This window comes from Chitinophaga deserti, from assembly GCF_003149455.1.
In the GTDB taxonomy this organism is placed as follows: Bacteria; Bacteroidota; Bacteroidia; order Chitinophagales; family Chitinophagaceae; genus Chitinophaga; species Chitinophaga deserti.
In genome coordinates this window covers 267,507-287,451 of the sequence record NZ_QFFK01000004.1, presented here as the reverse complement: position 1 = coordinate 287,451, position 19,945 = coordinate 267,507, and the positions used below count along the sequence as shown (strand labels likewise).

Here is a 19,945-nt window from a genome sequence, read left to right as displayed (position 1 = left end):
CTTATGATACACAGGATCATTGAATGGTCCGTCCGCAACCGTATCACCGTACTGATACTGGCGGCGGTACTGTTCGGCTGGGGATGGTATGCCGTAAAAACAAACCCGGTAGATGCCATCCCGGACCTTTCCGAAAACCAGGTGATCGTATTCACCGAATGGATGGGCCGCGGCCCCCAGCTGGTGGAAGACCAGATCACCTACCCGCTCGTAACCAACCTGCAGGGCCTCCCCCAGATTAAATATGTACGCGGCTCTTCCATGTTCGGCATGAGCTTCATCTATGTCATTTTTGAAGACGACACCGATGTATACTGGGCACGGGAACGTGTACTGGAAAGACTCAGCACCGCTTCCCGCACGCTCCCCGAAGGGGTAACACCCCAACTGGGGCCAGACGGTACCGGCGTAGGCCACATCCTCTGGTATACCCTGGAGGCGCCGGGTGTAGACCTTGGCGAGCAAAGAGCGCTGCAGGACTGGTACATCAAATTCGCCCTGCAAAACGTGAAAGGCGTGAGCGAAATCGCTTCGTTCGGCGGCTTCCAGAAGCAATATCAGGTTACAGCAGATCCCAATAAGCTCCTCTACTACGGCCTTTCCCCGGCCGATGTGATTGCAGCCGTACGCCGCAACAACAACGAATCCGGCGGCCGCAAGTTCGAGATGAGCGATATCGGGTACATCATTAAAACCACCGGTTACCTGGGTTCCATCACCGATATGGAACAGATCGCCATCAAAAACGTGAATGGTGCGCCCGTACGTATTGCCGATGTGGCTACCGTACAAATGACCGGTGAGCCGCGCCTCGGCATCTTTGACCAGGACGGTGAAGGAGAACGTGTAGGCGGCATCGTGGTGATGCGGTATGGAGAAAATGCGGCGGAAGTGATTGAACGGGTGAAGGAACAGATGAAAGAAGTATCGCGCGGGCTGCCTGCCAATGTGAAATTCGATATCGTGTACGACCGTGGCGAACTCATCCGCGAATCCATCAGCTCCATCAAGCACACGCTGATCGAAGAAATGATCGTGGTATCGCTGGTGGTACTGGTATTCCTCTTCCACTGGCGCAGTGCGCTGAGCATCCTCATCCAGATCCCCATTACGCTGGCCGCCAGCTTTATACTCCTGAACGCGTTCGGCATCTCGTCCAACATCATGTCGCTCACAGGCATTGCCCTCGCGATTGGTGTGATTGTGGACAATGGGATCATCATGAGTGAAAACGCGTACAAACATTTATCCGAACGGTATGCCCAGTGGCAGGCCGAACAAAAACCGAACGCATCATGAAATTCATAAAACGGTTATTCCGCCGCGAACCTTCCTGGATCAGTGAAGAAGAACGGCTGGATATCATCGCCAAATCGGGCAAACAGGTGTCGCGCGGGGTGTTCTTTGCGACGGTGATCATCATCACCTCATTCCTTCCCGTGTTCCTCCTCACCGGGCAGGAAGGCAAGCTGTTTCACCCGCTGGCCTTCACCAAAACGTTCATCATGATCGTGGATGCCCTGCTGGTGATCACTTTGGCGCCGGCACTCATTTCCATTTTCATGAAAGGAAAGTTCCGTCCCGACAGTGCACACCCTGTTACCCGCACCCTCGAACGTATCTACGAACCCATTATCCGCGTAGTACTGCGGTGGCGCAAAACCACGCTCGCCATCAACATCGCGGCATTAGTGATTGCTATACCGTTGCTGAAAAGTCTGGGTACAGAGTTTATGCCCCCGCTCGATGAGCAGAGCATCCTCTTTATGCCCGTTACCCTGCCCGACATCTCCAATACAGAAGCCAAGCGCATCCTGCAGGTGCAGGACCGCCTCATCAAATCGGTACCTGAAGTAGATAAAGTGCTGGGCAAAGCCGGCAGGGCCAGTACAGCAACCGATAACTCCCCCATCAGTATGATCGAAACCATCATCATGCTGAAACCCAGAGATCAATGGCGGGAAGGGAAAGACAAAGAAGGCATCATCCGTGAGCTGGACAGTCTGCTTCAGATACCCGGTGTGGTAAACGGGTGGACGCAGCCCATCATCAACAGGATCAATATGCTTTCTACCGGTATCCGGACAGACGTAGGCGTGAAAGTATACGGCCAGCGGCTCGATAGTATAGCCAGTGTATCCGAACGGGTACGCCAGGCACTGGAAGGCACACCCGGCGTAACAGACCTCTATGTGGAGCCTGTAACCGGCGGTAAATATCTCGGCATCAATATCCGCAGGAACGATCTGGCACGCTACGGCCTCAGTGCCGACGACGTGAACCAGACCGTAGAAACCGCACTGGGCGGGGCACCTATCGGTACCACCATCGAAGGAAGGCGCCGGTTCTCCATCAGTCTGCGGCTGGCACAGGATTACAGGAACAGCCTTGACCAGATCCGCCGTATACCGCTGGCCTCTCCCGCTTTCGGGGAAGTACCGCTGAGTGCGGTGGCCGATGTGGAACTGGAGAGCGGTCCGCCCATGATCACCTCAGATAATGCTATGCTCCGTGGCGCCGTACTCTTCAACGTACGTGGCCGCGACCTGGGCAGCACCGTGGAAGACGCCATGAAGCAGCTCCGCGGGCAGGAAGGCTTACTGCCGCAGGGGTATTTCCTCGAATGGAGCGGGCAATATGAGAACCTCGTACGTGGCCAGCGCACCCTGTTGTGGATAGCACCCATCGTACTGGTGATCATCTTCGCTTCCCTCTATTTCGCCTTCCGCTCTGTGCGGGAAGCATTCCTCAGCCTGATCACCGTACCATTCGCCCTCATCGGCGGCGCCTACATCATTTGGATCTGGGGGGCCAACCTTTCAGTAGCCGTGGCGGTAGGGTTCATCGCACTATTCGGTATAGCCGTGGAAACGGGGATCGTGATGGTTATTTACCTGAATGATGCCATGCAGCAACTCGTTGCACTCAAAGGCAACAGCTCCGCCACCATTACCCGCGACGATCTGCGTGAATATGTGATACACGGTGCAGCCAAACGGCTCCGCCCCAAGCTCATGACCGTGTGCGTATCCCTCTTCGGCCTGGTACCCGTACTGTGGGCAGGCGGCGTAGGCACCGATGTGATGAAGCCAATTGTATTACCCATGATCGGTGGCGTGCTCACCAGCTCCACACACATTCTGCTGGTAACGCCGCTCATCTTCCTAATGACGAAAGAATATGAATTACGTAAATACGGCAAGCTGGAAATACATCCTTCCGGCCATTAGCATCCTGCTGCTTTTGGGCAGCCAGGCAGCGGTGGCGCAACAGCTGCCGCTCGATAGTATCCTCACCCGCATCGACGGCAACAACCGTTTGCTCCGGAGCTATGCGCAAAAGGCAGAAGGCTACCGCCACAGTGCGGATGCCGCTACCGCCTGGATGGCGCCCATGGCCGGTGTGGGAACTTTCATGACGCCTTACCCCGGGCAGATGATCATGGACGGGCGCGACAAAGGCAGCCTGATGCTGCAGCTGGAGCAGGATATTCCCAACCCCGCCAAACTGCAGGCCCGCAAGCGCTACATCGCCTCACAGGGTAATGCAGAAACCGCGGCACGGGGTGTTACACTCAACGAGCTGCGCGCACAGGCCCGTAAACTGTATTACAGCTGGGTGATCTCCGAAAGGAAACAACAGGTATTGCGCCGCAACGAAAAGATTATGCGGATGATGCTGGAGATCGAAAAACTACGGTATCCGTATAACCAGTCGCAGCTCGGTAACAGCTTCAAAGCCGAAGCCCGGCTCGAAGAAAATGCCAATATGCTGCGCATGGAAGAAGGCGCGGTGATCAAATCGCGGTCGTGGCTCAACAGCCTGATGAACCAGCCGGGTATGACGGAGTTTACGGTAGACACTACCTGGGAACCACAGTTCACACCCGCTGCAGGGCACGATACTGCCAGCATCGCTGAAGCACGTTACGACATCCGGAAGATGGAAGAAAACATCCGCACCATGCAGCTGGGCATCCGCTCCATGCAGGCGGAGAAGAAACCCGACTTCCGCATACGCCTCGATCATATGGTACCGCTGGATAAAGCCATGCCAAAGGCTTACAGCGTGATGGGCATGCTCAGCATACCTATAGCGCCATGGTCGAGAGGCATGTACCGTTCCGAGATTAAATCCATGGAACAGAACATTGCCGCTATGGAAAACGAGCGGAGCGCCATGCTGCAGGAAACGCAGGGAATGCTGTACGGCATGCAGGCGGAGATCCGGCAGATGGACAGGCGGATCACATCTATGGAAACCGTGATCATCCCCTCCCTCCGCAAGGCGCTCGATGCAGGCTTCGCCGCCTACCAGGAAAACCGTTTGCAACTCCCCGCCGTGATAGACGCCTGGGAAGCGCTGACGATGACCGAGGCCGGTGTATTGGACGAAAAATTGAAACGTTACGAAATGATTGTGGAATATGAAAAAGCGCTATACCGTTAATATCGCAGTGGCCGCTATGGCCGCTGTACTGGCAGCCTGCGGCAGCGGAGCGCCTTCCGCAACAAAGGAAGCCGCTTCCGGAAAGAACGCTGATTCGCTGCTGCTGCTTTACCCCCGTCCGCAAAGCAGGATCGTGGTGATGGAAGCGCCCGGCGTGATACGCTACGATAACCGCGACAGGGCTATACTGCCCGCACGTGTAGCAGGCCGCATCGAAAAGCTGCACATCCGTTACAACTACCAGCCCGTTCGCAAAGGCCAGCTGGTACTGGAAATATACGCACCCGAACTGGTGGCCGCACAGCGGGAAATGCTCGCTCTCAGCGGCGACCCCGCCATGGAAAAAGCCGCCGAACAGAAGCTGCTGCTCATGGGCATGCCCGAAAGCACCGTGCGGGAAGTACTCCATAGCAGACAGGTGCGCGTAACCATTCCGCTCTATAGTAACGCCGACGGCTATATCCTTGAAGAAGCCGCCGCAGCCATTGCATCTTCCGCTCCGGCAGCAGCACCCGCCGGAGGTGATGGTATGGCCAATATGAGCGCCGCCGCTCCTGCTGCCGCCACTGCTGCGCCTGCTCCTGCAGCCTCACCGGTGATGCTGCGCGAAGGGCAATACGTATCTGCCGGGCAGAACATTTTCACCATTTACAAAACGGGCCGCATGATCGCCGAGTTTGCACTGCCGGCAGATATAGCCGCCGCAGCAGCACCCGGAAGCAGATTACTCATCGGCGGTATGGGAACAGCAGGTGAATTACGGAACGGAACCATCGGCACCATGGAACCATTGTATGCCAACGGTGAAAAATTCAGCAGGGCGAGGGTGTATCTCAGCGGGCAATACCCGGTAGGCCAATTACTCACCGCCTACCTGCCGGTTCTCTTCAAAGAAGGCAGCTGGGTGCCTAACAGTGCGCTCATCCGGCTTGGTAAGGAAGCCGTTGTATTCCAGCATGGGCCATCCGGCTACCGCGCCGTTACGGTTCGAACCGGGGCACAGGCGGGCGGGATGACGCAGCTGCTGAGCGATGTGCAAGGGATCGCTTCCAACGCCGCGTATATCGCAGACAGTGAAGGATTCATCCGGCCGGAATCAAATAACCAACCATCACATCCATAACTGAAAGCATATGGAAAGAAAACATTTCCTCAGAGCCATCGCCATTGCAGCCGCATCGCCGGCGGTATTGCTCGCGGCATGCGGTGAGGCATCCGATAAAACCGCGGCAGCCACCCAAACGTACACCTGCCCCATGCACCCACAGGTCATACAGAACGCACCGGGCACATGCCCTGTTTGCGCCATGGACCTCGTTCCTTTCGATAAGAACAACACCAATAAATCGTTGCAGCTGATGGATAGTCAGGTTGCGCTGGGTAACATCACCACGGCAGCAGCCGGTGCAGGTTTGCTTACGCAAACCCGTAGTCTCAATGCACGGCTTATGCCCGATCCGCAGCGTACCGGTGTAATTTCCTCCCGCATTGCAGGGCGGATCGATAAGCTGTATATCCGTGAAACCGGCGTGCAGGTAAGTAAGGGGCAGGCATTGTATGCCATCTACTCCGAAAACCTCGCCACGCTGCAATCGGAATACCTGCTGGCCGCCGCGCAGGTGCGTAAGTTCCCTGATGATGCACGCTTCCGCCAGATAGCGGAAGGCGCAAAGCTGAAGCTGGAGCGTTATGGCCAAAGTGAAAACGATATCGCACAACTGCTGAAAGACGGCGCACCACGGCCATTGGTAACGTATCACGCACAACAGGGCGGACTGGTTACGCAGCTTTCCGTTTCCGAAGGACAATACATTTCCGAAGGCGGCGTAATATTGCAGTTGGAAGATTACAGCCAGTTGTGGGTAGAAGCAGATATTTATCCTGCAGAAGCAGCGCTGATAAAGAAAGGGCAAACGCTGCAGGTAACAGTGCCGGGTTGGGAAAACGAGCCGCAGGAGATACAGGCAGATTTTGTGTATCCTGCATTGCAAACAGGTAAGCAAACGCTTCAGCTCCGTGGCAGCATCCGCAACCCGGATGCGCGCTGGCAGCCGGGTATGGCCGCAACGGTGGTATTGCCCGTACAATCGCGCAGCGAGGCATTGCAATTGCCAATAGACGCAGTTATCCGGGATGGCGCCACGGCCCACATCTGGATCGAAAAGCCGAAGAACACGTTTACGCCCCGCAAAGTGCGTATTGGTATGGAAACGAACCGTTCCGTAGAGATCATGGAAGGTTTGGAGGAAGGAGAAAAAGTAGTGGTAACGGGCGCGTATCTGCTGTACAGCGAATACATTTTAAAGAGAGGAAAACAACCCGTTTAAGAAAAAATCATCATATTCATCATTCAAAAAACACCTGACACATGAAACAATGGATCCTTCCCGCCGCCCTGATGGCACTGGCAGCCTGCGGCGGAAACGCCCCTAAACAGGCAGATGCAACGAAACCGGAGGACACCACCGCCACCGTAACCACTGCTGCTGCCGCTACCGTTTCCCTGAAAAACGATGCGCTGAACGCAGTGCTGGAACATTATGAGAAACTGACGGAAGCCCTCGTGAAAGGCGATGTATCCGGCGCGAAAGTAGCAGCCGCCGCCATAGAAGTAGGCGCTCCTGCTGCAGATGCATCCGGTAAACTCGCGGAAAGCGCTAAAGCCATTGGCGCAGCTGCTGATATCAATGCACAGCGCGTTGCTTACTCTTCCCTGAATGATTCATTCATCGGCCTGGTAAAGGCTTCGGGCATGAACAGCGGAGAGCTGCATGTGGAATTTTGCCCCATGGCGTTCGACAATAAAGGCGGCCGCTGGATCAGCAAATCCAAAGACATCCGCAATCCCTACTTCGGCGACGAAATGCTGACCTGCGGAACCGTGGAAGAAACTGTGAAATAAATTACCATGTTGATAGACGGCCTAGTCAGCCTAAAAAAAAATGCCGGCCCTTAAAGCCGGCATTTCCTTTTACTGTGTAACCTTTTCCGTAGCTTCCTCCAGGAATGCCGGGAGGCGCTTGTTCACGAAATGATCCCAGCCTTCCATGAAGCTGCTTCGTACGAACGAAGGATGATCCTGCGGGAAGCTTTCAAGCCCGGTGTGTGTCAGCACAAGGCGGGTGCCACCTGCTTCTGGGAACAGCTCCCAGCTTACTTCCGAATTACCGGGATAATCTGCATACCGCCAGGTGTAAGCGATCTTCTGCTGCGGCACCACTTCGGTAACTTCGCAGAGATGGCGGAACACGGTATCCTCATGAGGACAGTCGAACGAAAACTCCGTGCCTTTTACGGCTTTGAAGCCTTTCATTTCAAAATACCATTGATTCATTTTAGCAGGGTTGGTAATGGCATCCCATACCTGCTGTGGCGTAGCCGGGTAGGTACGTTCCACAATCAGCGGTTCTTTTTTCATATGCGTTTTTATGTTAGGTTTTAGAATGAAATTATTCCGGTTGCTGTGCTAAAAAATCGCCCAGTGCATCCAGCTTCTGAGTCCAGAAGGTTTCATACTGGGCCGTCCAGTCGCGTACCTCCTTCAATGGCCCGAGGTCGGCATGGCAAAACCGTTCCCTCCCCTGCTGGCGGATAACGATCAGCCCGCATTCGGTCAGTATCCGGATATGCTTGGATACTGCGGGCCTGCTGATGGGGAAATGCTCCGCTACCGCGTTCAAATGCAGCGGGGTGCCTGCCAGCAGCTGGATGATGTCTCGCCTTGTAGGATCTGATATTGCCTGAAATACGTCTCTTCTCATAATTACGGTGCTTTATGTAACCAATCGGTTACAAATATAGGTAACCGATCGGTTACACAAAAATATTTTTTCAGAAAGGGGGTAAAATAAAAACAGCGCATACAGGTTACTGCATGCGCTGTTGATGGGGCTGAAGCGAAACGGTTATTCGCTTGCCCGGCCGGTCATTTCTATAGCTGTACCGATTTCCTTCGTTTCCGGCGTTTCGTTGTCTGCTCCCTCTTCAAACCAGTGCGTGGCACCTTCATTGTCTTCTTTCCTCACAAGGTAGAGCATTTTCCACGGCAGTGTAACGAGAAAAAGGTTCTCTTCTTCCAGCGTGACCGGGATGTCGTGGCTCTGATAGCGGATGTGAAATGTGTTCATATCCGCAAATCTACAATCCTTATGCCTAGATACGATAGGTTACCCCCAGCGTAACGAAAATATTATACATGGGGAAGTCCATTCCCCTGAAATCGGAGGGAAAAACAGGCCTTAATCCCCAGGAGAGGTTACCCATTACCCGGAGCTTTTTACCTACCCTTCTTTCGGCTCCGCCCTGCAGTCCCGCATCAAAGCGGCGCATATCCGTTCCGAAATCAAATTCTGCTTCGCTGACGTTCACCTTCTCGCCCAGTGAGCCCCCATTGCGGATATAGCCATCACTTACATTGCCGTAAAAATTGGCGCTGAACAGCCAGGCCATATACCCTCCCAGGTGCAGGCGCCAGTTATCGTTCGGCGTATAGGTGGCACTGATGGGGAAAGAAACATACGCATTGCGGACGGTGGTTTTATTTTTCCCCGTAAAAGCGCCTTCGAACTCGCTTTTACCGGAACCATCTTCCATGGTGATCATGGTATGGAAATACATAACCTCGTCTTTGGTGGTCATGCCTTTGTAATCGAGCTTCACGCCAACGGCCGCTCCCCATTCCGACGCTTTCGCGGGGCGCCACGAAAGTTCGTAGCCCAGGGAGGGGCAAAACTCCGGACGGTAGGAATTGATCTTACGAATAGTATTGGGAAGCCCTACCGGTGCGGTTGCTCCTATGTTGAAGCCCGCCTGTATGCGGTGCTCCAGGTGCTGTGCCTGTACGCCGGTGGCGGATATAATGGCTAAGAAAAGTATGATGATGCGATTGTTCATGCTGGTAGTTTATTGGATGATGGCAAGACTGTCGACCACGAGCCTGCTGCCAATGGCGCCGCGGTACTGATCTCCGTCTTTACTGGACGAGGCCACGATGGCCATCATCATTTCTTTGGTGGCGGAACGGCCGGGGATGTATGTAAACGGAATATCGAAGCGGGTGAAATTACCGCGGCCGGAACCATCGGGCAGCCTGGCGGTAGCAACGATGCGTTCGGAAGTATGGATGTTGGTAGCATCCAGCCGCGTGCGGCCTGTATAAAGTACGGCGTAAATGGCACAGGAGTCTGTAACACCCGGCAGGATGTTTCCTTCCCTGTCCTGATAACTGGCGCCCGGAGTGTATTTGTAATACCCTGTGAACCGTGTAGCCTTACCCGTAAAGGGCTGTCCGAATTGGGTGGCTTTCAGGGGTTCGAGGAAGGCGTTGCTCACATCGAAATTGCCAAGGAACAGGGAACCGGCGAAGAGCTTGATGCCTACAAGGTTGGAAAGTACGGTACCTTTCAGCGTGACCAGCTCCGCAGCATAGGTGCCCGACTCAGAATCTTCCGTGGCGCGTAACGGATAGCCATCCGGCCGTTTGGGTACTCCGCTAAGCGCTACGCCCGGGTTGCCCGACGACCATACCTGGCCGCCGTCTTCTTCTATCACATACTGGTACTTATCCTTGTCATGGATGAGCCATTTCTCGAACTGCCAGTCCCACTCCCCGATAGACACAACTTCTACCGTGTATTGCTTGCGGTTTTCGCCGCTGGCGGAAGTAACGGTGTACACGTTATCCTGTCCGGTGAAGAAGATAGAATCGCCGGAAGCGGGTGATACTTTAGCACCTTTAGTGGTGGTGATGACAGGGGCCACGCCTTTGTCGAATGCTTCGGGATCGAGATAGAGGAGGATTTTACGGTTCGACTGATCGATGAATACATCGCCAGTGAGCAGGGAATCCGGGACTGTGAAGGATTCAATGTCCGCCTCGGGATTGGGCGGCTCCGATTTGATGCAGGCCTGCATGGTAATGGCCGTGAGGGCGCATGCTGCCAGCAGGCGGATGGATTGTATATGGGTCATAATGTACATAACAGCAGAATACGGGGGAAGTTTAAAAACGGAAACCCGCCACAAAAGTGACGGGCTGAATCCGTTTGCCAGAAGCATGGTTTCCGTTGCGGACAAACAACGTTTGTTATAGAATTTCCACTACCCGTCCTACCTGTCCATCTTCCAGCCTTACTTTAATTCCTCTGGAATGGTAAGCCGCGGTAGTGAGAAGATCCTGGACGATGCCGTAGGTAACCCTGCCACTGCGCTGGTCTTTCTTCAGGATAATGCCGACTTCGATGCCGGGAGTGATATTTTTTCTGTATTGAGCGTCTTCCCTCATGCGTGTAAATTTCCGCGCAAAGGTACGAAAATCAGCCCCAGTTGCCGCTGTAGCCAAAAAGGTAACTGAACATATGCGGGCTTACTGCGTTTTCATGCTTCCATACTTTTTTAGAAAGAGAGAAACGTACATTCCCGGGAGCCTCCAGGGAGCCGGGGGTAGTTTTTCCTTTCTGAATACTTAACACGAAATACGACTGATCGCCGGACGGCGGGTCGTTCAGGATATACACGGGGCATCCTTCCACCATTCCGTAAGGGTAACGTTTTTCTGCCTGTTCCGCTTCATTGCCGTGAATACAATGGGGAACAAAGCCTTCGACACAACTTCCACTGATCCGGAATTCCAACGGACCAAAACGTGTAACAAGTTGCCGGATTAATTGTACAGCCGGTTCCTCGGCTACAATTCTGGGATTAGTCATAGTAGACAGTATTAGAACAAGAAATCCGCGCTGATGTTTGTCATAGGATTATGCTGCATGCCCTCGAACATCATGATGCTAAATTCACATAAAAAAGAGAAATACTCCTTTACGTTCGTACTGATTATTAGCACGATTGTACCTGACTTCATGCCACATTCGGGAAAAATCCCTTATTTTGAAATAGTTAGATATCGCTATGGCCCGAAAACACCTGTTAGAGCATATTGAGCTGATGCCCTCCAGAATGTTGAAAACGCTGGTGGAAAACCGTCGCGTTTTTAACCTCAACAACTGTGAACTGAACGTATTTGAATGTTTCGAAACCGCCTGGGCCGTTCCCATGCAATTCAATGAGTTCATTATCACCAGTATGGTTCGCGGCAAAAAGGTCATGCATCTGCCCAACCAGCCCAGCTTCGACTATCTCCCCGGCGAAACCGTGATCTACCCCGCCAATGAAAAGATGGAGATCGACTTCCCGGAAGCCTCCTTCGACAATCCAACTCAATGTATTGCCCTCGCCATCGATGCGCTGTATGTGCGTGGCACCATCGAATACCTGAACAGCTATTACCAGTCGCCCGATGAACGGCGCACCTGGCAGCTTCGTTTCAACCAATACCATTTCGAGAACGACGATGAGATATCCGCACTGATCAATAAGCTCATCCGCATCTGCTGCAGTGCTGATAACAGTAAAGACATCTTCGCCGACCTTAACCTGAAGGAACTGCTCATCCGCCTCATGCAAAGCCAGCACCTCACGCAGGTGATGTCTGAATCAGCCGTGAGCAATAACCAGAGCCGCCAGCACTTTGTACTCAACTACATCCGTGAGCACCTTACCGAGCGCATATCCGTGGATACACTGAGCAAAAAGGCATACCTGAGCCGTAACCTCTTTTTCCGCTGGTTCCGTGAACAGTTTGGCATTACGCCGCTGGAATATGTGAACCGCGAGCGTATTACCCTTGCCAAGCGCCTCCTCAGCCAGTCCGATAATTCCGTAAGCCGCGTGAGCGAGCTGTGCGGGTTTACCGATGTGAACTACTTTATCCGTATGTTCAAGAAAGTGGAAGGTATTACCCCCAAAACCTACCAGACGATCAGTTCGGAGCACCTCCGGCTCATGGCGCGCAAATAATCCACACATTTCCCGTGGCACAGCCTTTGCCCCATAATCTTAAACACGGATTATGAAAGCATTAGGTATTATTCTCATCATCGTTGGCATTGTAATGATCCTTTTCCGCGGCTTTTACGTGGAAACCGACAAAGAGATCCTCGACGCCGGCCCGATTGAGATCACGAAGAAAGAAAACCGCTGGATCGGGTGGCCTACCTATGCCGGCGGTATTGCCGCCATAGCGGGTATTGTACTGCTCGTTTCCGCAGGTAAACGGCGCGGGGCATAAAAAAGCCGGGTCCCTGCGATCAGGGACCCGGTGGATTGCTTCAAAATATACTCATTACACATTCTGCCTTGTTAAAAACGGGCCAGGGTCCGGCGCCTCCGGGCGCGGCGCCGTATACTCCCCGGCCCTGGAGGGTTTTATTTTTCCTGCATATAAGCCTTCAGCCATTTCCCGGCCTGAATACGCTCTTCTTCGCCCGCGTTACCAAACAGCAGGGTAAGGCCCCAGTTACGGCCTCCGAGGGCAAATAATGGGCTCTTTTCATCGACCCGCCACACGGTATACTGCCCGGTACGGAACAGCAGGCGACAGTCCCACGTGAAGTAGTATGGCTGATCGGCCGGCTGGGTTACAGTGATCTCGTATTTCTTGTAATGCGAGATGGCATGATCTTTCACCAGCTTCCTGCTGTACCCCGCTCCCTGCTCCACATGCCGCTTTTCCGCTTTGGCTTTAGGGGGCTGGTACAGATGTTCCTGAAACAGATCGTACCACAGCCGCTGCACCTGGTGGATGTACAGGAGAAAACCCGCTTTGGGAACGCCGTCGAACTGTACCATCCACCGGTTGAGGGTAGCGGGTTTGAGATAGAGGCGCACGCCCTGCCAGTCTTTATAACTGACGCCCGTGTTAACATACCGTGAAAAGCCCAGTTTCCAGAGGCGTTGCGGATCTATGGGGATGGCCTTCAGCTCGGGTAACAGCGTTTTGAGTGTTGCGAAGTGTTCTTCGCGGATCTGCATCACCTTACCGTTGCGGTAAAAGAGCCCTTCCAGTGCTATTTCTTCCAGCTCTACCATGGCATTATCTTTTACGCAGGCGCATTTCCTTCCGGTCTATTACTACCTGTGCCACCACACCCCATACCTGGAAGGTATCGCTGTCGCGGATCACGATGGGGTCGTACATGGCGTTTTCGGGATAGAGCATCCATCCGGAAGATGATTTCACGAGGGTTTTAACGGTGAACTCGCCGTTGAGGACAGCCACCACCACATCGTTAGGCATGGGTTTAAGGGAACGGTCTACCACCAGGTAGCTGCGGTCAGGGATATGTGCATCCGTCATGGATGTACCATCTACCCGCACAATGTAAACCGAGGGTTTGTTCATACCCAGGAGGTTAACAAGGTCAATGTCTTCTTCCATATAGTCCTGCGCGGGCGAAGGGAAGCCTGCTTTCAGCGGGGTCCAGATATAGGGAACGCTGATCTCTCCGGTATCGCGGACGGCGTAAAAAGATAAGCCGTTCCGGTGGTTAACTGCATACATGACTACTAATATTTTTAGCAATATTAACTAAAGACATTAGCATAACTGATGGGTGCAAACCCAACAAATCAAACAGCTCTAAAGTTCTGTTAAAAACAGCCGCAATCTCCCACAAAAGTGTTATCTTGAAACTTCCGACGCTATTCTGATAAAGGCTACAAATACTCTTCTGATCATCTGAAAAACCTATTCATCATGCAATCACGCATTCTCTACATCACGCCCAGCGGCCCACTCTGCTTTGTCGACTATCTGACGGTAGCTGATGGCATGGCGGTACTTGAGCAGTTGAAACAAACAGTGCGTATTTCATCACTGACCCGGATGTTTTATGAATTCAGGTTGTTGAAAATGGTGAAAGATAAGCTGGTTGGCATCGACCGGTTGTTTCTGCCGGGCTTCGACCGTCAAAGCGTAAGCATTTTCCTCGACAGCTGCGAGTTGCCATCAGAGCAAAATCGCTGCAGATAAAAACCCCATAAATACCGATACCGTTACCACTAATGCTACCGCTGCATCAGGCTGTGGCCTATGCCGTATTTCCTGCACTACACCGAAATTGCAGCCCCATGAGCATGCTGGCCTGGCCCGGTACGCAATGAATCATCCGGCAGCAAAAAGACCTCACCCAACCACTGCTTCCATATTGCTGCTTGCAGAAACGGCCGGGTTTGAATATTTTTATGCCCGCATGAAAAATACGAACAAACCGATTCTCGTCATAAAATTTGGTACCGCCTCCATTACCCGCGACAATGGGGAGCTGAATGAGGCCGTTATAGCGGAGATCGCCAAGCAGGTGGCAGCAGTGCATGACCGTTACAATGTGGTACTGGTATCATCGGGTGCCGTTGCTGCAGGTAAGCGTTTCCTGAAAGAATATACAGGTACCATCAGCGAGCGGAAAGCTGCAGCCGCCATCGGCAACCCGCTATTGCTTAATAAGTATACCCAGTATTTCGCCCAATACGGCATCCCCGTGGCGCAAAGCCTCTGCGAAAGGAGCCATTTCTCTAACCGCAACCAGTTTCTCCAGCTTCATAAAACATATGAAGAACTCTGGGCCAGTGGCATCATCCCCATCGCCAATGAAAACGATGTGGTGAGTGACCTGGAGCTGAAATTCTCCGATAACGATGAACTGGCTACCCTGATTGCCGTAGGCTTCGGTGCATCCATGCTGCTGTTCTCCACCAGTGTGGGTGGTGTGCTGGACCGTTCGAAGAAGATCGTACCGGTTATCCCCGTAATCGACGAAGCCGCCTTTTCTCTGGCCGACACCAGCAAATCGAGCCTTGGCCTTGGCGGTATGGTATCGAAACTGACCTTCGCCCGCCTGGCCACCCGGATGGGCATCCAGGTAGTGATATTCGGGATCGGCACGCCGGATGGCATTGCTCTTGCTACGGAAGGGAAAACAGGAACACTGTGCCCCTCCCAGCCCTGCAGCATGCCCGCACGCCGCAAATGGCTGGCCAGCGGCAGCCTTGTAACCGGCAGGATACAGGTAGATGCCGGCGCACAGAAAGCCCTCGAAAAAAGGCACAGTCTGCTCGCTGTAGGTGTAAAGACAGTTCTGGAGAAGTTCGAATGCGGTGAAGTGATCGAAATTGCAGGCGAATCCGGAGAGGTATTTGCCGTTGCCCGTGCCAAAGTAAGCTCCGAAGCCATTAGCGGCGGTAACCGTGAAAAGAACGTAGAAGTGGCCCATGCCGACGAAATCGTGATCCTTTAAACAACAACAATTATGTCCACCATCATACCCCTGCTCGAAAAAGCACAACAGGCTTCCCGCTCCGTTAAATCTGCCGGTGATACTGTAAAACAGTCCATCCTGCACAGAATTGGCGCTCTCCTGCTGGAAAATGCCACCGCCATTATGGAAGAGAACAAAAAGGATCTCGACCAGATGCCGGATGGTGATCCCCGGAAAGACCGCCTGCTGCTCAACGAAGCACGTATCGCCGACCTCGCCGGCAGCCTGAACGACATTGCTTTGCTGCCAGACCCATCCGGGCAACTGCTGTCAGAAAAAGTGCTGGAAAACGGGTTACTCGTACGTAAGGTAACCGCCCCGCTGGGTGTGGTGGGTGTTATTTATGAATCGCGCCCCAATGTAACGGTAGATGTGGCAGCGCTCTGCATCCGCTCCGGCAACGCCGCCGTACTCCGTGGCGGAACAGACGCTTTCTATACCAATACCATCCTCGTATCCCTCATCCGCCGGGCGCTCGAAGCCAATGCAGTGGATGCAGACGCCGTGGTATTACTGCCCACCGACCGTGCCCTCGTAACCGAGCTGCTCACGGCCGTTCAATTTGTAGACATTATCATCCCCCGCGGCTCCCAGTCACTGATCGATTTCGTGCGCCAGCACTCCCGCGTACCGGTGATCGAAACCGGCGCAGGCGTTTGCCATACTTATGTGGAAGGCACTGCCGACCTCGAAAAGGCCGCTAAGATCGTCACCAATGCCAAAGTAAGCCGCCCGTCGGTATGCAATGCGCTGGACACTGTGATAGTTGACCAATCCGTCGCAGCACAGTTCCTCCCCCTGCTGGCACCATCACTGGCCGCTTACGCCGTTGAGATCTTCGCGGATGAAAATGCATATCCCATCCTCGCGAAAGCCGGATATCCGCATCTGCAGCATGCCACTGAAGCCGATTTCGGGCGTGAGTTCCTCGACTTTAAGTGCTCCGTGAAAACGGTGGACGGTCCTGAAACAGCACTTTCCCATATCCGTAAATACTCCAGCAAACACTCCGAAGCCATCCTTACCCAAAACACGGCGCTGGGTGAACGCTTCCAGCAGGAAGTAGACGCTGCCGCTGTATACGTTAATGCCTCCACGAGGTTTACTGACGGTGGGGTATTCGGACTGGGCGCTGAAATCGGCATATCTACCCAGAAGCTCCATGCCCGCGGGCCCTTTGCCCTCGAAAAGCTCGTAACAGAGAAATGGATCGTTACAGGCGACGGTCAAACCCGCTGATCCCTGACCGCACGAACAAAATGTATGGATAGGTTGTTCTCCTTCAGAACAATCCGAATTCCCATGTTAAAAGAGCAAATGCATAAACTGGCACAACACCAGGAAGGGCCATGTATTTCCATTGCCCTGAAAACCCACCGCACACACCCCGACAATCAACAGGACGCCATCCTGCTGAAGAACCTGATCAACGAAGCGGAAAGCCGGCTGCTGAAAGAGTATGACCGCCGCAGCGTGGAACTGCTGCTGAAAAACCTCCACTCCATCGAGTCACAGATCGATAACCGCCTCAATGATTTCGGATTGTATGTATTCGTTTCTGCCAACACAGCAGAATTCGTGCGAACCATGTGGCCGCCTGTGGAAAATAAAGTGTACCTCGACAAAGAATTTGCCCTCCGCGATATTATCAAAGCCTACAACCGCTCCGAAGACTATTACATCCTCCACCTCAGCCAGTCGGGCGTAGAACTGTACGAAGCACTGAACGACCGTATCTATGGCGAAGTCTCGCTCCATGGCTTCCCCTTCCGCGAAAACCCGCACTATATCACCGACCGCCAGGCGCGCAGCGATTCAAAGAAGATCGATAACCAGGTACGTGAATTCCTGAATAAGGTGGATAAGTCCATGATAGCCGTACAGTCCGTTCATCCGCTGGAGATCATCGTAGCTTCCACCCGGGAGAATTTCGATTATCTGCTGGAAGTAGCAGACCAGCCACTGATATATTCCGGACATTTCACCATAGACGCGGGAAAGGCCGATATCCATTATTTGTCGGATAAGGCATGGCCGGTTGTGAAGGATCTGCAGAAAGCCCGCCGCGCTGCTGCCATAGACGAATTACTGGCAGGCATCCCCAGTGGCAAGGTGCTGACCGATATGCAGGAGATTTACCGCGCCGCCAGAGAAGGCCGGGGAGAGCTGCTCATGGTTAAAAACGACTTCAGCCAGCCTATCGGCATTACCCGCCAGGGGTTTGAATTTGCGCAGGATGCCACCGTACCGGGGATTAACGATGATATCGTGAACGACATCGCCTGGGAAGTGGTGGACAAGAAAGGGCGTGTATACTTCACGGACCAGCCGGCTCTCCGCCAACTGGGCGACATTGCCCTGCTGACACGCTATTGAATCAAAACGCGGGTGATTTGCACTGAATTCGTTTTCTTTGCAAAGCATGTCGCTTTATTTCACATCCCTCAATTCAGGCAGTAACGGAAACTGTTATTACATCGGCAACAGCCAGGAGGCTGTGCTGGTGGATGCAGGTATCTCCTGTAAAGAAACGGAGCGCCGTATGGAGCGGCTGGGGCTGGATATGGGAAAAGTAAAAGCCATCATCGTATCCCACGAGCATGTGGATCACATCCGCGGAATACCCGTATTGAGTAAAAAGCACAATCTTCCTGTATATATCACCGAAGCTACCCTCCGCCACAGTGGTATGCAGCTGGCAGGGAAAACATTTTCCGCCGCGGAACCTATTGAAATAGGCAGCCTGCAGATTAAGCCATTCGTCAAGTACCATGATGCGGCAGACCCGCACAGCTTCCTTATTTCATGCGGACAGGCCCGGGTGGGAGTGTTTACCGATATCGGACGGCCCTGTGGTGAACTGGCACATCATTTCTCCATGTGCCATGCCGCTTTCCTGGAAACTAATTACGATGCGGAAATGCTCGACAAAGGGCGGTATCCCATCTTCCTGAAAAACAGGATCAGGGGCGGCCATGGCCACCTTTCCAATAATGAAGCCCTTGAAGTATTTCTGAAGCACCGCACCAGGCACCTGAGCCATGTGCTGCTGTCTCACCTCTCGCAGGATAATAACGATCCCGAACTTGTACATTCCCTTTTTACCCGGCATGCCAATGGCACCGAGATCGTGGTGGCAGGCCGCTATGCGGAAACACCGGTATTCCATATCAATCCGTCGGAAGCTCCGGTTCCTAAACTCCTTCCTGTTCCGCAGCAACAGGTGCAACTCCCTGCTCCTTCCCTGCTGAAAGCTTCCAAACAAAAAAACCGGCCTATCCAGACAACCTTGTTCTGAACAGACCGGCAACAGTTTGCATGGTAACCAGCTAACCCATTAAAAATATCTTGGACTTACTTCTCTATTGCCTTTTTTAGGCATGAACAGACTGATGGAAACTTCGTGCGAGCCGGATTGATAATTCCTGAGCCCGCTCGTCGTGAAATCATATGCATAACCAACCCTGAGCCATTTGGCAGCCATGAACTCTACCATGGCAGAAGCAGCATCCCGGTTGGTGAGGTCCATGTCCTTACCGGAAGCATCCCAAATCCTCACGCCTGTACGGTAAGAGCCTCCTATCCATACCAGATCATGGATCAGCAGGAAACAGGAAAGATCTACGTTGCTTGGGCCTTTGAAATCATCTTTCCAGAGAAAGGAAGGCTTCAGTTTGAAGTTTTCCGCCAGGCTGAGTACGGTACCTGCACCCAGATACAGGTGGGGTTTGCGCTCAAGGGTACGGAAGTAATCATCGTTCCAGTTAAAGCCTTTAACGCCCGTAGTTTGCAGGAGGTTATTGATGGAAGCCGTGGCATACCAGGTGGGGGTGTAATAAAACACACCGAAGTTGGCATCCGGCTCCAGGTGGGAGGCATTGGCAACAGGGATGCTGTTGTCATGTTCATCCACATAGGTTAGAACAGTACCATCGAGCCGGTATTGCGTAAAGCCCCCGCCGATGCCAAAACAAAGGCGTTTGGCGCCGGACTCATCCAGCGGGATGCGGTAGGCATACCCAACATTAAAAGAAGTGGTTTTTTGCGGGCCTAATTCTTCGTGGAGGAAGTTAGCGCTCAGCGCCATTCTGTCTTCCGCGGCAGGGGTCAGCCAGTCGATGGAAGCACCCATTGTTTTAGGCGCACCGGGAACCCCTTCCCACTGGCGCCGGTAAATAGCGTTAAAGCTGGTGCCTCCCCGGTAGCCTGCGTAGGCGGTATTTACGTTCAACATATTGAATACATACTGGCTGAACTGCACATCTTGCTGTGCCTGGGCCTTTTCACATAGGAGGATGGCTAAAAATAACAAGCAAACAGGGTAGTGTTTTGCCATACATAGC

The 19,945-nt window shown here is 53.2% G+C and carries 23 protein-coding genes; 13 read left to right on the top strand and 10 right to left on the bottom strand.

Annotation, left to right across the window (positions count from 1 at the left end; genetic code table 11):
* The first annotated feature begins 3 nt into the window (after positions 1-3).
* From DEV76_RS26275 to DEV76_RS10915, 6 genes are read left to right on the top strand one after another with little or no spacing between them, the layout of a single operon-like run.
* The gene (locus DEV76_RS26275) at positions 4-1,299 is read left to right on the top strand and encodes an efflux RND transporter permease subunit (RefSeq protein WP_109697942.1); all 1,296 of its coding nucleotides are present in this window, start codon (positions 4-6) and stop codon (positions 1,297-1,299) included.
* Positions 1,296-3,230: an efflux RND transporter permease subunit gene (locus DEV76_RS26270; protein ID WP_109697941.1), complete on the top strand. Its 1,935-nt coding sequence runs from the start codon at positions 1,296-1,298 to the stop codon at positions 3,228-3,230. The genes DEV76_RS26275 and DEV76_RS26270 overlap by 4 nt, the downstream gene beginning before the upstream one ends.
* Positions 3,181-4,449, top strand: coding sequence for a TolC family protein (locus tag DEV76_RS10930; RefSeq protein ID WP_109697940.1), 1,269 nt, complete (start codon positions 3,181-3,183; stop codon positions 4,447-4,449). The genes DEV76_RS26270 and DEV76_RS10930 overlap by 50 nt, the downstream gene beginning before the upstream one ends.
* The gene (locus DEV76_RS10925) at positions 4,427-5,572 is read left to right on the top strand and encodes an efflux RND transporter periplasmic adaptor subunit (RefSeq protein ID WP_109697939.1); all 1,146 of its coding nucleotides are present in this window, start codon (positions 4,427-4,429) and stop codon (positions 5,570-5,572) included. The genes DEV76_RS10930 and DEV76_RS10925 overlap by 23 nt, the downstream gene beginning before the upstream one ends.
* A gap of 10 nt (positions 5,573-5,582) precedes the next feature.
* Positions 5,583-6,776, top strand: coding sequence for an efflux RND transporter periplasmic adaptor subunit (locus tag DEV76_RS10920; RefSeq protein WP_109697938.1), 1,194 nt, complete (start codon positions 5,583-5,585; stop codon positions 6,774-6,776).
* 41 nt (positions 6,777-6,817) lie between these two features.
* The gene (locus DEV76_RS10915; RefSeq protein ID WP_109697937.1) at positions 6,818-7,351 is read left to right on the top strand and encodes a DUF3347 domain-containing protein; all 534 of its coding nucleotides are present in this window, start codon (positions 6,818-6,820) and stop codon (positions 7,349-7,351) included.
* Positions 7,352-7,420: 69 nt separating this feature from the next.
* On the opposite strand, the gene DEV76_RS10910 is transcribed toward DEV76_RS10915, so the two are convergent.
* From DEV76_RS10910 to DEV76_RS10880, 7 genes are all read right to left on the bottom strand, one after another.
* Positions 7,421-7,867, bottom strand: coding sequence for an SRPBCC family protein (locus DEV76_RS10910; RefSeq protein WP_109697936.1), 447 nt, complete (start codon positions 7,865-7,867; stop codon positions 7,421-7,423).
* 31 nt (positions 7,868-7,898) lie between these two features.
* Positions 7,899-8,210 (bottom strand): ArsR/SmtB family transcription factor, encoded by a 312-nt coding sequence (locus DEV76_RS10905; protein WP_109697935.1) that lies wholly within the window; start codon positions 8,208-8,210, stop codon positions 7,899-7,901.
* 144 nt (positions 8,211-8,354) lie between these two features.
* Positions 8,355-8,576, bottom strand: coding sequence for a hypothetical protein (locus DEV76_RS10900; RefSeq protein WP_109697934.1), 222 nt, complete (start codon positions 8,574-8,576; stop codon positions 8,355-8,357).
* Between the two features lie 25 nt (positions 8,577-8,601).
* Positions 8,602-9,342, bottom strand: a complete 741-nt coding sequence (locus DEV76_RS10895; protein WP_109697933.1) for a porin family protein — start codon at positions 9,340-9,342, stop codon at positions 8,602-8,604.
* A gap of 9 nt (positions 9,343-9,351) precedes the next feature.
* Positions 9,352-10,419 carry a PCMD domain-containing protein gene (locus DEV76_RS10890; RefSeq protein ID WP_232826930.1) on the bottom strand — a complete coding sequence of 356 codons (1,068 nt, stop codon included), beginning with the start codon at positions 10,417-10,419 and terminating at the stop codon, positions 9,352-9,354.
* A 115-nt stretch (positions 10,420-10,534) separates the two neighbouring features.
* Positions 10,535-10,732, bottom strand: coding sequence for a YwbE family protein (locus tag DEV76_RS10885; RefSeq protein WP_109697931.1), 198 nt, complete (start codon positions 10,730-10,732; stop codon positions 10,535-10,537).
* 31 nt (positions 10,733-10,763) lie between these two features.
* Complete coding sequence (locus tag DEV76_RS10880; protein ID WP_109697930.1) at positions 10,764-11,156, bottom strand: DUF779 domain-containing protein; 393 nt, start codon at positions 11,154-11,156, stop codon at positions 10,764-10,766.
* A gap of 199 nt (positions 11,157-11,355) precedes the next feature.
* Here DEV76_RS10880 and DEV76_RS10875 point away from each other — a divergent pair, with 199 nt between their 5' ends.
* Entirely contained in the window at positions 11,356-12,303 is a 948-nt protein-coding gene (locus DEV76_RS10875) for an AraC family transcriptional regulator (protein WP_109697929.1), read from the top strand.
* A 52-nt stretch (positions 12,304-12,355) separates the two neighbouring features.
* Positions 12,356-12,574 (top strand): hypothetical protein, encoded by a 219-nt coding sequence (locus DEV76_RS10870; protein WP_109697928.1) that lies wholly within the window; start codon positions 12,356-12,358, stop codon positions 12,572-12,574.
* Between the two features lie 137 nt (positions 12,575-12,711).
* Here DEV76_RS10870 and DEV76_RS10865 read toward each other — a convergent pair whose 3' ends face one another.
* Together DEV76_RS10865 and DEV76_RS10860 are read right to left on the bottom strand one after the other, a co-directional pair.
* Entirely contained in the window at positions 12,712-13,374 is a 663-nt protein-coding gene (locus DEV76_RS10865) for a hypothetical protein (protein WP_109697927.1), read from the bottom strand.
* Between the two features lie 4 nt (positions 13,375-13,378).
* The gene (locus tag DEV76_RS10860) at positions 13,379-13,846 is read right to left on the bottom strand and encodes a LexA family protein (RefSeq protein ID WP_109697926.1); all 468 of its coding nucleotides are present in this window, start codon (positions 13,844-13,846) and stop codon (positions 13,379-13,381) included.
* Positions 13,847-14,041: 195 nt separating this feature from the next.
* Between DEV76_RS10860 and DEV76_RS10855 the strand changes: the two genes are divergently transcribed.
* From DEV76_RS10855 to DEV76_RS10835, 5 genes are all read left to right on the top strand, one after another.
* Positions 14,042-14,317, top strand: coding sequence for a hypothetical protein (locus DEV76_RS10855; protein WP_157962829.1), 276 nt, complete (start codon positions 14,042-14,044; stop codon positions 14,315-14,317).
* Between the two features lie 220 nt (positions 14,318-14,537).
* Complete coding sequence (gene proB, locus DEV76_RS10850) at positions 14,538-15,581, top strand: glutamate 5-kinase (RefSeq protein WP_109698180.1); 1,044 nt, start codon at positions 14,538-14,540, stop codon at positions 15,579-15,581.
* Positions 15,582-15,593: 12 nt separating this feature from the next.
* Positions 15,594-16,841, top strand: coding sequence for a glutamate-5-semialdehyde dehydrogenase (locus DEV76_RS10845; protein WP_109697924.1), 1,248 nt, complete (start codon positions 15,594-15,596; stop codon positions 16,839-16,841).
* A gap of 63 nt (positions 16,842-16,904) precedes the next feature.
* Positions 16,905-17,978 carry a baeRF3 domain-containing protein gene (locus DEV76_RS10840; RefSeq protein WP_157962828.1) on the top strand — a complete coding sequence of 358 codons (1,074 nt, stop codon included), beginning with the start codon at positions 16,905-16,907 and terminating at the stop codon, positions 17,976-17,978.
* Between the two features lie 46 nt (positions 17,979-18,024).
* Positions 18,025-18,900 (top strand): MBL fold metallo-hydrolase, encoded by an 876-nt coding sequence (locus DEV76_RS10835; RefSeq protein ID WP_109697922.1) that lies wholly within the window; start codon positions 18,025-18,027, stop codon positions 18,898-18,900.
* Positions 18,901-18,939: 39 nt separating this feature from the next.
* Here DEV76_RS10835 and DEV76_RS10830 read toward each other — a convergent pair whose 3' ends face one another.
* Positions 18,940-19,938: a PorP/SprF family type IX secretion system membrane protein gene (locus DEV76_RS10830; RefSeq protein ID WP_109697921.1), complete on the bottom strand. Its 999-nt coding sequence runs from the start codon at positions 19,936-19,938 to the stop codon at positions 18,940-18,942.
* Positions 19,939-19,945 lie beyond the last annotated feature (7 nt).